The following is a 13,362-nucleotide window of genomic DNA, read 5'->3' as shown; positions in this document are numbered from 1 at the left end:
CGGGTTCACGGGGATACGCATGAACGATACGGTATCCGAATCGATTAACGATACTCTCTCGCACGAGGCCGAATCCGGCGAGGTGCGATTCGTGGCCACGTTGCGTCTGTTGTTGCGCTCGCCCGCGTTCGTATCAGGCGCGCTGATTCTGCTCGCGTGGATCGTCTGCGCGCTCGCGGGCGCCTGGATCGCGCCTCACGACGCCTTTGCGTCCGACCCGCTCAGCTCGCTCCTGCCGCCCGATCACACACACTGGTGCGGCACCGACCAGCTCGGCCGCGACATCTGCTCGCGCGTGATCGTGGGCGCACGCGACATTCTCACGATCGCGCCGCTCGCCACTTTGACGGGCACGCTAGCGGGCACGGCGCTCGGCCTCCTGACCGGCTATGTCGAAGGCTGGGCGGGGACGCTCGTCGCGCGCGCGCTCGACGCCGTGCTCGCGCTGCCGCTCGTGATCGTCGCGCTGCTCGTGCTCGCGGCCGTGGGCGCATCGAACCTCGCCGTCGTGCTGGTGATCGGCATCACCTTCGCGCCGCTCGTCGCGCGAACTGTGCGCGCAGCCGTGCTCGCCGAGCGCCATCTCGACTACGTGGCCGCCGCCCGGCTGCGCGGCGAACGTGCGCACTATGTGATGTTCGCGGAGATCCTGCCGAACGTCTGGCCGCCGATCGTTGTGGAAGCAACGGTTCGCCTCGGCTACGCGATCTTCGCGGTGGCGACGCTTTCGTTTCTCGGCTTCGGTATCCAGCCGCCTTCGGCCGACTGGGGGCTCGCGCTGGCCGAGTCGTACGCGCTGCTCGCGGGTGGCGCGTGGTGGACGGTGGCTTTCGATGCGCTCGCGATCGCATCGCTCGTGGTGGCGGTCAACCTGATCGCCGACAGCCTGCGCGAGGTGCTCGATTCATGAACGCCGCGCGCCCCGCCCTCGCCACCTTCCACGCGCCGAGCGCCGACGATGCACTCGCGCTGGTCGGCCTCACGGTGGCCTACCGCGTCCGCGGCAAGGACCGCGAGGTGCTCACCGACGTGTCGCTGCGCATCAAGCGCGGCGAAGCGTATGGCCTCGTGGGCGAGTCGGGCTGCGGCAAGTCGACGGTCGCGCTCGCCGTGCTGCGCTATCTCGCGCACAACGGCCGCGTGAAGGCGGGGCGCATCGCCATCGCGGGCGAGGACGTGCTCTCGCTCGATCGCGAAGGCCTGCGCATGCTGCGCGCCCATAAGGTGTCGATGGTCTATCAGGATCCGGCCAGCGCGCTGAACCCGACGCTCACGATCGCCCGCCAGTTGAGCGAGGCGTTCGAAGCTGCCGGCGCGAGCCCCGCCGACGCCCTCGCGCAGTCGCACGCGATGCTCGAACGCGTGCGCATCGCCGACCCCGCGCGCGTGATGGCGAGCTGGCCGCATCAGCTCTCCGGCGGCATGCAGCAGCGCGTGGTGATCGCGATGGCGCTCGCGTCGAACCCGGCGCTCCTGATCCTCGACGAACCCACCACGGGCCTCGACGCCACCGTCGAGGCCGAAGTGCTCGCGCTCATCGCGCAACTGCGCGCGGAACTCGGCATGGCGGTGCTGCTCATCAGCCACGACCTCGCTGTGATTCGCGGGATGTGCGAGCGCATGGGCGTGCTTTATGCGGGACGCCTCGTGGAAGAAGGCGCAACGCGCGACGTGTTCGCGCGGGCGCGCCATCCGTACACGGTGGGGCTGCTGCGCTGCCTGCCGGCGCCGGGCCGCAACAAGGCGCACGGCGCGCTGGACACGATTCCCGGAGAGCTGCCGGCCCCTGGCGCGCTCACGCATGGCTGCGTCTACGCCCCGCGCTGCCGTCTCGCCGACGCGCGTTGCCGCGAGCACGCGCCGCCGCCGCATCGCATGGAAGCGGCGCACGGCGAGCAGATGTCGCGCTGCCACTATCACGAGCGGGCCATCGAACTGCCGATCGCCGATGCCGCAAACGAAGCCGACATTGCCGATATGCGGGCCGGGGCGGAGACCATTGCGCCGCCCGGCGGACAATCGAATCGGCAGACTAACGAACCGGCTGAAGAAACGTCATGCGCGCCGCATGCGCACGAGGCGAAAGTGGTGCTGCGCGCGACCAATGTATCGCGCACCTTCGGCCGCGGCGCGCACGCGCAGCGCGTGCTCGACGACGTCTCGCTCGAGTTGCGCGCCGGGGAAACGCTCGGCCTCGTCGGCGAGTCGGGCAGCGGCAAGACGACGCTCGCGAAGCTTCTGCTCGGGCTCCACGCCGCCGACCCGGGCGGCACCGTGGAGCTCGACGCACGGCCCCTCGCCGAGCATCTCGCGCAGCGCGATGCCGGGCAGTTGCAGGCGTTGCGCGTCGTGTTCCAACACCCTGACGCGTCGCTCAATCGCGCCCTGCCTGTGAAGCGGCTGGTGGGCCGTGCACTCGCTCTGGCGCGGCGCGCAGGCGCGGACAATGCATCGAACGCAAGATCGCGCGAAATGGCTGGGGAGCGTGTAGACGAAACTGCTGATGAAGCAACAGGCGAAAACGCCGAAGCCCGCAACGCGGCGCGCGTCGCCGCGCTGCTCGAAGCGGTGCGCGTGCCAATGCGCTACCTCGCCGCCCGCGCGCGGCAGCTTTCGGGCGGCCTCAAGCAGCGCGTGGCAATCGCTCAGGCGTTCGCGGGCGAGCCGCGCGTGGTGATCTGCGACGAGCCTACCTCGGCGCTGGATGTCTCGGTGCAGGCCGCCATTCTAAATCTGCTGGCGCGCTTGCAGCGCGAGCACGGCGTGAGCTATCTGTTCATCTCTCACGACCTGGACGTAGTGCGTTATCTCGCGGACCGCGTCATGGTGCTCTACGCGGGCCGCGTGCTCGAGAGCGGCCCCGCGAGCGCCGTGCTCAACGGCCCGTGCCATCCCTATACCGAAACGCTGCTCAATCCCGGCATGCTCGCGCGCGAAACATCCGCGAGCCATCGCCAGGCCGGCACGCCCATCGGCGACATACCGCGCAACGCCACCGGCGGCGCGACAGGCTGCGTCTTCAGCGCGCGTTGCCCACGCAAGATCGGCGCGATCTGCGACGAAGCCGCGCCGCCCTTCGAGGCGGACGCCCAAGGCCATCGCATCCGCTGCCACATTCCGGCCGAGCAGCTACGCGCGCTTCAAGCCGGAACGACGGCGGCACAACCCCATTCGTGACCAGCGCGAAGGTCAGACGAATTTCGTTGCGTTGTCCAGTTTTGCAACGCGAAACGCCGGGCACTCCGTACGCGTTTCATCACCGAAACGTTTTCCGTGAATTTTCCCGGCCCCAGACCGTAAAGAAAATGTTAAGTCCTCGTCACGCGGACTTCCTGGACCGATGGCACAGAACTCGCTAAATCGGCACCAGGCATCCGGCCACCGCCCGGCAACGTGAAATTCAGACGGAATGGGGATGAAGCGCGTGGTTTCTCGCGCCGGGCGAACGGATGGCCGGCAGCACGGCATACCTGCTTTCCGCCGCCTTCGTAACGGTCCGCGGCAATCAGCAAGGATTCCTGACTGAATAGGCCATGCGGTGCAAACGCATCCGGGTGCCACACATACCGCCCGCGCCGGGGAGGCTGCGTGTAACGCACGCAGGCGCGGTGTCGGTACAAAGCGGTTTCGGCCTGACGGGGAACGGCGTCTGCGCATCAGCGGCGCAGCGCTGGACACAAGGCCCAAGAGAAGCGAAGCGGGTACACGCTATCGCTTCCGGGGAGGAAGCAACGAACGAAACGAATTTTAGTCAGCATTACTACGGGATTAGCCAGGGATTTGCAGTCGTTGCAATTAGTGCAATCGGCGCCGCGGGCGCATGTATGTTCCTGCCGGCCGTCGATGCTCATGCCGCCGACAACGCAACGGCTCCAAGCTGGGCGATCGTCGCCGACTCCGCGCTGCCTGCGAGCGGCGCGGCCGGCACGATGGGCGCTGGCATGCCGGTCGAGGACGCCTCGCCGGGCAATCCTGTGCTCGAGTCGACTACGTCGGGCGCCACCGGCAATGCCCCGGGCGCGGATACCGCTGCCACGGACTCGGCCAGCGCAGCAGCCGACGCAGCGTTCGTCTTCGAGCCGAGGAATTGCTACGCAGGCACTAGCGGCAACTGCGGGCGTGGTGGCAGCGGCAACGGGCCAACTTCGAGTTCGGCGAGCGCCGGCGGTGCGGGAGGCCCCAGTTCCGGAGGTAGTTCGGGCTCGGGGGCGGGTTCTGGTTCCGGCTCGGGATCCGGCTCTGGCCATGGGAGTTCGGGCGTCGGCGGCGCGACCAGCGGCTCCAGCAACTCGGGCGGTGGTAGCGGCGAAAGCAATGGCGGTGGTGGAAGCAATGGCGGTGGCGGATCGAGCGGATGCGGTTGCGGCGGCGCTCACGGCGGCACATCGGGCGGCCCCTCGGAAGGCCCCTCAGGCGGCTTCGGGGGCGGATTTGGCGGTGGCTTCGGTGGCGGGTTCGGCGGTGGCTTCGGTGGCGGGTTCGGCGGTGGCTTCGGTGGAGGATTCGGCAAGGGGGACCGTCGGGCGGCCCGGGCGGCGGGTACGGCGGCGGTTCCGGTGGCGGCAAAGGCGGCGGTCATTGAGTTCGCACGGCGGTGCGAACATGTCGCCGCAACCACTCCGAATTGGCGCGACGGCCGGTCGCGTCATTCCAGGCATCACGGCGGCGGTCTCCTGGTCCCCCGGCCGGGCGCCGCCGCCGGTGGCCGGAACCCACCGCACTCCTCCGGCCTGCCCGGCCTCTTCCGCGCTACAGCATCTCCAGCGGCCGCTTGCTGCGCGGCGGCTTGAAGTAAGCGTCGAGCGTCGCGTGGTCCTCGGCGCTCAGCACGAGGTCGAGCGCGGCGCGATTGTCGCGCACGTGATCGACGCGCCCCGCCTTCGGAATCGTGCAGACGTTGGGCTGGCGCAGCACCCACGCAAGCGCAACTTGATAAATCGACACGCCATGCCGGGACGCAATGTCGTCGAGCGGCGAGCGCCTCGGCAGACGGGCATGATCGACGGGGCTATACGCCATCAGCGGCATGCCATGCGCAGCGCCCCAAGGCAGCAGATCGTACTCGGGGCCACGCCGCGCGACGTTGTAGAGAATCTGGTTGATTGCGCAGGCGTCGCCGCCGGGGACCTCGAAGAGCTCCTCCATGTCCTCGGTGTCGAAGTTGCTAACGCCCCAGTAGCGGATCTTGCCCGCGCGCACGAGCGCTTCAAACCCTTGCACCGTTTCCTCGAGCGGCACTCCGCCGCGCCAGTGCAGCAGATACAGATCGAGCCGGTCGGTGTTCAGGCGCTTCAGGCTCGCCTCGCAGGCGCGCTCGACGCCGCGCCGGCTCGCATTGTGCGGGTACACCTTGCTGACGAGAAAGACGTCCTCGCGCAGCCCTTGCAGCGCTTCGCCAATGAGCGTTTCGGTCGCGCCGTCGCCGTACATTTCGGCGGTGTCGATGAGCGTCATGCCGAGCGCGACGCCTTCACGCAACGCAGCGATTTCGTCGGCGCGGCGCGATCCTCGCTCACCCATTTCCCACGTACCCTGCCCGAGCTTCGCGATGCGTTCGCCGCCGGGCAGCGCGATACTGGCAATATCCGTTGTCATGTAGTCTCTCCCATGCAAAGCTCCCAAGCCGAGCCCTTGTTCGCGGCCTCACGCGAATTTGCGCTTGCAGCAAACGGCCAGTGTATCGCCTCGCGTGGCCCCGGGCCATGTGCCGACGAGTAAGTCCATCATTTCCTCGCCGCGCCGCCCATGGCATAAAATTGCCGTTCGCTTCTCACGCCTGCCTCCCATGAACGCCTCCACGGAAGACCGCTGGCGCGGCCTGCGCCCGGACCCGGACAACGACACGCCGCTCTATCTGCAGCTCGCCCGCAAGCTGACCGACGCTATCCACGAGAACCGCTGGTCAGCCGGCGAGGCGCTGCCCTCCGAGCGCGTGCTCGCCGACGCGCTCGGCGTCTCGCGCATCACTGCGCGCAAGGCCATCGCGCTGCTGGTCGAGCAAGGCATGATCCGCCGCACCCAGGGCGCGGGCAGCTTCATCACGCCGCGCTATGAAGATCCGCTCTCGCGCCTCACGAGCTTCAGCGAGATGCTGCGCCAGCGCGGCTTCAAGCCGAGTTCGCGCTGGCTCTCGCGCGAGATCCAGCCCGCGAGCCGCGACGAGGTGATCCAGCTCGGCCTCTCGCCCGCCGCCGCGGTCACGCGCCTGAAGCGTCTGCGCCTGGCCGACGGCATCGTCATGGCCGTCGAGAACTCGACCTTCCCCGCCGCGCTGATCCCCGACCCGAACGCCATCGGCGACTCGCTCTACAGCTTTCTCGAACAGCGCGGCCTCTCGATCGTGCGCGCGCTGCAGCACTTTCGCGCAGTCAACGCGAGCGAGGAAATCGCGCAGCAGATGAGCATCGCGCCTAACGAAGCGCTGCTGCTCATCACGCGCGTGGGCTATACCGCCGATCAACGCGCCATCGAGCTCACCGACACCTACTGTCGCAACGACTACTACGACTTCGTCGCCGAGCTGCGCAAATAACGCGCGCAGCGACCTCACGCGGCCCACCGCGGCGCATCGGTCCCGATCGGCACGCACGGGCGTGCATAGAACGCCGGCGTGCGTTCGAGCCGCTCGGCGGTGGCCACGGCGCGCACGCGTCCGAACGGCGTATCCATCTCCTCAAAGCAATCCGCGAGGTCCTGCGCACGCACCTCGGGCACGCGCTGGCCTTGCGCGAGCGTGCCCAAGCTCTGCAGCCAGCGGCCCGTCTGCGCGAGCGAGACGCGCACGTGCCAGCTTCCGCCCTCCTGCGCGCGCCGCGCGAGCGCGACCATCGCACCGAAGGCGGCGAGATAGCCGGTCGCATGATCGAGCGCCTGACACGGCAGCGGGCGCGGCGCATCGAACGGCTTATCGAACCGCTTATCGAGCGATGCCCCGGCTGACGCATCAACCTGCGCGGACTGCATGACGCCGCCGTGCGCGGCCGCCACGCTCTCGGTCCAGACGATCCCGCTCGCCGACTGCACGAGGCTGTCGAAGCCGCGCCGCTCGCGCCACGGTCCGTGATGCGAGTACGCGCAAATCGATACGCACACGATGCCTGGCCGCTCGCGCGCGAGCGCCTCGGGCGCAAAACCGTGCGCCGCCAGCGCGCCGGGCCGGTAGCCTTGCAGGAACACATCGGCGTCGCGCACGAGCGCGTGCAGTTGCGCGCGGTGCTGCGCCTCGCGCAAGTCGAGCGTGGCCGAGCGTTTGCCGCGCCCGTTGTCGATCACGAGCGGCGCGATATTGGGCAGATGCGGGCCGTTGACGAGCAGCACGTCGGCGCCGTGATGCGCGAGCACGCGCCCCGCCACCGGCCCCGCGATGATGCGCGTGAGGTCGAGCACGCGCACGCCTTCGAGTGGACGCGCGCCGGGCCGCTGCGTGAGCGCGCCATCATCGCCATCGCCAATGCGCTCGATTTCAAAAAGCGGCAGGCTCGCGACGGCCTGCGCCTGCTCCAGCGCGGCCCATTCGCCCGGCGTGCGCACGAGCGCCGCGCACAATCCCGCCTGCGCGAGCGCTTCGTCCAGCGCGGCGCCGTCCCAGTGCGTGCGGATCGTGTGCGCGACGTCGTCGCGGCGCTCGCCACAGCCGAGCACGCGCAGGATGCCATGCAGATGGTGCGCGAAGTTCGCATGCAACTGGATCCAGCGGCCGTCGCGCGTTTCGAAATAGCCAGTGACCGGATGGCGCAATTCGAACGGCGCGCCGCCATCTACGCTCAGATAGCGCTCGCTGCGAAACGCCGCGAGCGCACGGCGCACGTCGATGCCGACGCGCTGCCCGGGGCCGCCGCGCAGCTCATGAAAGCGCGCGGCCGCGAGCCCCGCCGCGCCGATGCTCGCCGCCGCCAGCGTGCCGACGCGAAACACCGAAGGCAGCCCGGGATCGTCGCCTTCGATGTCGACCGTGGCGAGCGCAGCCTGGTGCGCCGCAGCGCTGTCGTGGGGATGGGCCAGCATCCAGAGGTGCTCGAGCGCGTCGCGGGGCGTCATGGCTTGCGTCCTGTCGGCTTGAAGAAGATGCACCAAGGGTAAGTGCGCGCTCGTCATCGGATCAATCTTGATTATGATGATCAACATAGATCGATTTTTCCGGTTTCACGAGGCGCGCCACCATGTCCAGCTATATGACCGCGGCTGAAGCCGCTGCTGCGCTCGGCATCAGCCGGCCCACGCTCTATGCCTACGTGAGCCGCGGCATGCTCAGCTCCGTACCCGCCGCCGATGATGCCAACGGCAGCGGGCACCGGCCTCAATCGCGCCGCTACGCCGCCGCCGAAGTCCGCCGCCTCGCGCGCCGCAAGGCCGACGGCAAGCGCGCGGGCAAGGTCGCGCAGAAGGTGCTCGACTGGGGCGTGCCGGTGCTCGAATCGTCGATCACGCTGATCGCGGACGGCAAGCTGTTCTATCGCGGCCAGGATGCCATCGCGCTCGCGCGTCACGCCTCGCTCGAAGATATCGCCACGCTGCTCTGGGAATGCACGCCGCGCCGCGTGCTCGAAGCGAACGCGGCACCGATCGCCGTCGCGCAATGGTCGGCGTGGCTCAAGCTCTGGAGCGCGCACTCCCCGCTCGAGCGCGCGCTGGTGCTGCTGCCGTCCGCCGCCGCACAAATGCCGCGCATCTGGGCCCAAGGCCGCGACGCGCAACTCGAAACCGGTACGCAGCTCATGCGGCTGCTGGCCGCCGCGCTAGTCTGCGCGGCTCCGTCCAGCGAACCGCTGCATCGACAGCTCGCGCATGCATGGGGCGTGCGCTCGCGCGCGCAGGCGGAACTGCTGCGCGCCGCGCTCGTGCTGAGCGCCGACCACGAACTCAATGCCTCGGCGTTCACGGTGCGCTGCATCGCCTCTACGGGCATGCATCTATTCGGCGCGGCGGCGGGCGGTCTCGCCGCGCTCGGCGGCCCGAGCCACGGCGGCGAAACCACGCGCGTGGCGGCGCTTTTCGACGAAGCCGCCCACGCCGACGCTCTGCACCGCTATCTTGCGCAGCGGCTCGCGGCGGACGAGTTCGGCGCGACGCCGAAGCTGCCGGGCTTCGGGCATCCGCTCTACCCCGACGGCGATCCGCGCGCGCGGCTGCTGCTCGACATGCTGGCGCAGCATGCGAGCACCCGCTCGCCGATGGACGAAGTCGATGCGCTTGCGCACGCCGTAGCGGAGACCACCGGCGCACGGCCCACGCTCGACTACGCGCTCGCGGCCATCGAGCGCGTGCTCGCGCTGCCGCGCGGCGCGGCGTTCACGCTGTTCGCGGCGGCGCGCGTGACGGGCTGGATCGCCCATGCGCTCGAACAGAACGCCGATGGCCGCCTGATCCGGCCACGCGCCCGCTATGTAGGCAAATTCGGCGACGAGCGTTGAAACGGGCTCAACCGGCGACGCGCGCGCCCCACTGCAATCGCGTCGAGCGCTCGCGCAGCGCCTCGGCCAGCCATCCTGCAAACCCGCGCGCGCCTTGCCCGCGCGGCAACGCAGCCGCCGGCGCCGCCTGCATATCGCGCGCCTCGTTTGCCGACGCCCCGCCGAGTGCGAGCATGAAGCGCGCCCCCGCGCGCCCCGCGCTCAGGCACGCGCGCGCGCCAGCCGGAAGGCGAATCGACTCGCCGGCGCGCAGCCAGTAATCGCCCGCGTCGCCGTCGAGCGTGAGCCACAGTTCGCCCTCGCTCACATGCAGTTGCATTGCCTGCGCGAGCCGCCAGGTCTCGGCGGGCTCGCCGTGTTCCAGTTCGAAAATACGGATTTCGCGCATTGCTATGCTCCTTGACGATAACTCGCGGGCGGCGCCCATGCCGCCGCCGACGCGCGACGGATCGCTTGCAACGGCGGCTTGAAGGGCCTTCCCGGTTGGAGCATTATTGCGGTCAGCACGGGACGATCCCATGCACAGTTCCGAACAGTTCGTCCGGAACTGTGCAGTCGAAAAACCGGACACTTGATCGTCCCCACCGTATTCACTTCACGCAACGCCCGGGCAACCCCGGCCGCGCCCAGCGAGACCCCCATGAAACTCGAACTCGACCGCGCCAGCGGCGTCCCGCTCACCGACCAGATCGTCGCCGGCGTGCAGACCTGGATCCGCTCGCGCGGCGCGCACCCGGGCGCGCGCCTGCCCTCGATCCGCCAGTTCGCCGCCGATTACCGCATCAGCCGCTTTCCCGTGATCGAGGCTTACGACCGGCTGGTCTCGCTCGGCTTTCTCGACTCGCGGCACGGCTCGGGCTTCTACGTGAGCGAACACGCGCGGCTGGGGCTGTCGGGCATGGGCACCTGCGACCTCTCGAACGCCGCCGACGAATCGGGCCACCTGCTCACCCAGCTCAACCGGCCCGGCGAGACGCTGCAACTCGACAGCGGCTCGATCCCGCAGGCGTGGCGCGACATCGACGCGCTCGGCCAGGCAATCCGTCACGTCTCGCGCACCAATCCGTCGAGTCTCGTCGACTACGGCTCGCCGCTTGGCGACGCCACGCTGCGCGAGCATCTGCGCAACCGGCTCGCGCCGCTCGGCATTGCCGCCGACGCCCAGCAGATCCTGATCACCGAAGGCGCGAGCGAAGGCATCGACCTCCTGATGCGCTACATGCTCAAGCCCGGCGACACCGTGTTCGTGGAAGATCCGGGCTACTTCAATTTGTACGGACTGCTGAAGCTTCACGGCGTGCGGATCGTCGGCGTCACGCGCACGACGAGCGGGCCCGATCTCGAGCATCTGCACGCGCTGCTCGCCCAGCATCGCCCACGCGCGTTCTTCATCAACACGGTGTTCCAAAACCCGACCGGCACCATCGTCTCGCCGCCGGTCGCGTTCCGCCTGCTGCAGCTCGCGCGCGAGCACGGCTTCACCATCGTCGAGGACGACATCTACGCCGACTTCCAGGCCGAGCCCAGCGACCGGCTCGCCGCACTCGACCAGTTCGAGCATGTGGTCTACGTGGGTGGGCTCTCGAAGACGCTCTCCTCGTCGCTGCGCATCGGCTATGTGGTTGCGAATCCGGCGATCGTGCGCGACCTCGCCTCGATCAAGGCGCTCACGAGCCTCGGCGGCTCGCGCTTCACCCAGGCCGTGGTGGCCACGCTGCTCGAGCGCGGCGCTTACCGCAAGCATCTGGAGCGGCTGCGCCGCCGCCTGGCCGAAGCACTCGGCAATGCCTCGCGCACGCTGGAAGAGCACGGCTGGGAGCTGTTCGCGGGGCCACTCGCGGGAGCCGCTGGACTCACCGGGGCGCAAGGCGGCGCTCGCGCTTATGCGCAGAGCGGCGGCAAGTTCATCTGGGCGCGCGTGCCCCACGTGGACGACTCGGCCCGGCTCGTGCCCTGCGGCGAGCCGTTCGGCGTGAGCGCGTCGCCGGGCAGCCACTTCCGGCCCCACGGCGAACCGAGTCCGTGGCTGCGCATCAACGTGGCGTTCGCGCTGGACCCGCGCGCGCAAGCGTTTTTCGCGGCGGCCGCGCGCGTTCCGGGGTAATCCACTCCGCGCGCCAAGGCCCGGTCGTCCCGCGTTTGCCGCGTTTTGCCATGTCGCGCAACGGCAGCGGCACGCCACTACGTCGCGATACCGCCGGGTTCACTACAATGACGGCTGCCAGCCACCGCCTGAGCGCCTGCCTTCTCCCATGCCCGAATCCGCCGCCCCGTCCAGCCTCGCCCCTACGCCTTCCGCGCGCAAGTTATCGGTGATGCTGTGGCTCGTCGCCACCGGCTTCTTCATGCAGACGCTCGATTCGACCATCGTGAACACGGCGCTGCCCGCGATGGCCACGAGCCTCGGCGAATTGCCGTTGCGCATGCAATCGGTCGTAATCGCGTATTCGCTGACCATGGCGGTAATGATCCCCGTCTCCGGCTGGCTCGCCGACAGGTTCGGCACGCGGCGCGTGTTTCTCGGCGCGATCCTCGTCTTCACGGTCGGCTCGCTGCTGTGCGCAAGCGCGCACACGCTGAACCAACTCGTGCTCGCGCGCATCGTGCAGGGCGTGGGCGGTGCGATGCTGCTACCCGTGGGACGCCTTGCCGTGCTGCGCACGTTTCCCGCGGAGCGTTATCTGCCCGCGCTCTCGTTCGTGGCGATCCCGGGGCTGATCGGCCCGCTGATCGGCCCGACGCTCGGCGGCTGGCTCGTGCAGATCGCCTCGTGGCACTGGATTTTTCTCATCAACGTGCCGGTCGGCGTGGCGGGCTGCATCGCCACCTTCATCTTCATGCCCGACAGCCGCAACCCCGAGACGCCGAGATTCGATGTGCCCGGCTACCTGCTGCTCGTCACGGGCATGGTGGCGATCTCGTTCGCGCTCGACGGCCGCGCCGAACTGGGCATTGCGCAGGCGACCGTGCTCGTGCTGCTGATCGTCTCGCTCGCGGCGTTCGTGGCCTATGGGTTGCACGCGGCGCGCACGCCACAGCCGATCTTCTCGCTCGAACTCTTCAAGATTCACACCTTCAGCGTGGGGCTGCTCGGCAACCTGTTCGCGCGCATCGGCAGCGGCGCGATGCCGTATCTGATTCCGCTGCTGCTGCAGGTCGCGCTCGGCTACACGCCGTTCGAAGCGGGCCTCATGATGCTGCCGGTGGCCGCGGCGGGCATGGGCTCCAAGCGCCTCGTCACGTATCTCATCACGCGCCACGGCTACCGGCGCGTGCTCGTGACCAATACCGTGCTGGTGGGCCTCATGATGGCGAGCTTCACGCTCTCCACGCCGGCCGAGCCGCTGTGGCTGCGCGTCGTGCAACTGGCCGCGTTCGGCGGCGTGAACTCCATGCAGTTCACGGCGATGAACACGCTCACGCTCAAGGATCTGGGCATGGGCGGCGCGAGCAGCGGCAACAGCCTGTTTTCGCTCGTGCAGATGCTTTCGATGAGCCTCGGCGTGACGGTCGCGGGCGCGCTGCTCACGACCTTCACCGGCCTGATCCGCCATGCGAGCGGCTCGAACGTGATTCCGGCGTTTCACGCGACGTTCGTGTGCGTGGGGATCATCACGGCGGCCTCGTCGTGGATCTTCGCCCAGCTCTCCGACGACGTGCGCCGCACGGCAAAAAAGACAGACCCATCGGAACGCGCCTGATAGAACCGGGACGCCATGGCGCACCGCCCTCCCGTTCAGCGCACCGCCTTCCCGTTTGATATCCCGCTTGCGCACCGCAACGGTGCACAAGCGCCGCGCGAGTGCAAGGCCGCCCAGCGCATGGGCCCGCAACGAGGCGTCGAAACGAGTCTTGAAATAGCCGATATTCCGCGCGCATGGCCCGAGCCGCCATGTATCTAAATGCGCATACTTTTTGCTCCGCTATCTTGTAATGTAAACTCGAGATTCGC

11 protein-coding genes are annotated in these 13,362 nt (G+C 68.8%); 6 read left to right on the top strand and 5 right to left on the bottom strand.

What is annotated here, in order from left to right:
- The first annotated feature begins 19 nt into the window (after window positions 1-19).
- Together NH14_RS13660 and NH14_RS13655 are read left to right on the top strand one after the other, a co-directional pair.
- Window positions 20-910, top strand: a complete 891-nt coding sequence (locus NH14_RS13660; RefSeq protein ID WP_052147816.1) for an ABC transporter permease — start codon at window positions 20-22, stop codon at window positions 908-910.
- Window positions 907-3,177, top strand: a complete 2,271-nt coding sequence (locus NH14_RS13655; protein ID WP_035522133.1) for a dipeptide ABC transporter ATP-binding protein — start codon at window positions 907-909, stop codon at window positions 3,175-3,177. The genes NH14_RS13660 and NH14_RS13655 overlap by 4 nt, the downstream gene beginning before the upstream one ends.
- A gap of 670 nt (window positions 3,178-3,847) precedes the next feature.
- On the opposite strand, the gene NH14_RS13650 is transcribed toward NH14_RS13655, so the two are convergent.
- From NH14_RS13650 to NH14_RS13640, 3 genes are all read right to left on the bottom strand, one after another.
- Window positions 3,848-4,036 carry a hypothetical protein gene (locus NH14_RS13650; protein WP_152617068.1) on the bottom strand — a complete coding sequence of 63 codons (189 nt, stop codon included), beginning with the start codon at window positions 4,034-4,036 and terminating at the stop codon, window positions 3,848-3,850.
- Between the two features lie 373 nt (window positions 4,037-4,409).
- Entirely contained in the window at window positions 4,410-4,604 is a 195-nt protein-coding gene (locus NH14_RS13645; RefSeq protein WP_161790827.1) for a hypothetical protein, read from the bottom strand.
- 145 nt (window positions 4,605-4,749) lie between these two features.
- Window positions 4,750-5,595: an aldo/keto reductase gene (locus tag NH14_RS13640; RefSeq protein WP_035522131.1), complete on the bottom strand. Its 846-nt coding sequence runs from the start codon at window positions 5,593-5,595 to the stop codon at window positions 4,750-4,752.
- 190 nt (window positions 5,596-5,785) lie between these two features.
- On the opposite strand from NH14_RS13640, the gene NH14_RS13635 reads away from it, so the two are divergent.
- Entirely contained in the window at window positions 5,786-6,532 is a 747-nt protein-coding gene (locus NH14_RS13635) for a GntR family transcriptional regulator (RefSeq protein WP_035522129.1), read from the top strand.
- 14 nt (window positions 6,533-6,546) lie between these two features.
- Here NH14_RS13635 and NH14_RS13630 read toward each other — a convergent pair whose 3' ends face one another.
- Entirely contained in the window at window positions 6,547-8,037 is a 1,491-nt protein-coding gene (locus NH14_RS13630) for a CoA transferase (RefSeq protein WP_035522912.1), read from the bottom strand.
- A 122-nt stretch (window positions 8,038-8,159) separates the two neighbouring features.
- On the opposite strand from NH14_RS13630, the gene NH14_RS13625 reads away from it, so the two are divergent.
- Window positions 8,160-9,410: a citrate synthase gene (locus NH14_RS13625; RefSeq protein ID WP_035522127.1), complete on the top strand. Its 1,251-nt coding sequence runs from the start codon at window positions 8,160-8,162 to the stop codon at window positions 9,408-9,410.
- A 7-nt stretch (window positions 9,411-9,417) separates the two neighbouring features.
- Here the strand turns inward: NH14_RS13625 and NH14_RS13620 are convergent, their stop codons facing one another.
- Window positions 9,418-9,798 carry a DUF2917 domain-containing protein gene (locus NH14_RS13620; protein WP_084225073.1) on the bottom strand — a complete coding sequence of 127 codons (381 nt, stop codon included), beginning with the start codon at window positions 9,796-9,798 and terminating at the stop codon, window positions 9,418-9,420.
- A 252-nt stretch (window positions 9,799-10,050) separates the two neighbouring features.
- Here NH14_RS13620 and NH14_RS13615 point away from each other — a divergent pair, with 252 nt between their 5' ends.
- Both NH14_RS13615 and mdtD read left to right on the top strand, forming a co-directional pair.
- A complete protein-coding gene (locus NH14_RS13615) occupies window positions 10,051-11,514 on the top strand; it encodes an aminotransferase-like domain-containing protein (protein ID WP_035522124.1) in 1,464 nt (487 codons plus the stop codon).
- A gap of 211 nt (window positions 11,515-11,725) precedes the next feature.
- Window positions 11,726-13,111 carry a multidrug transporter subunit MdtD gene (gene mdtD, locus NH14_RS13610; RefSeq protein ID WP_084225136.1) on the top strand — a complete coding sequence of 462 codons (1,386 nt, stop codon included), beginning with the start codon at window positions 11,726-11,728 and terminating at the stop codon, window positions 13,109-13,111.
- Window positions 13,112-13,362: the final 251 nt, after the last annotated feature.

Origin of the sequence: Paraburkholderia sacchari (assembly GCF_000785435.2) — a bacterium.
GTDB classification, from domain to species: Bacteria; Pseudomonadota; Gammaproteobacteria; order Burkholderiales; family Burkholderiaceae; genus Paraburkholderia; species Paraburkholderia sacchari.
The sequence above is the reverse complement of the archived record's forward strand: the minus strand, read 5'-3'. Positions and strand labels throughout refer to the sequence as shown.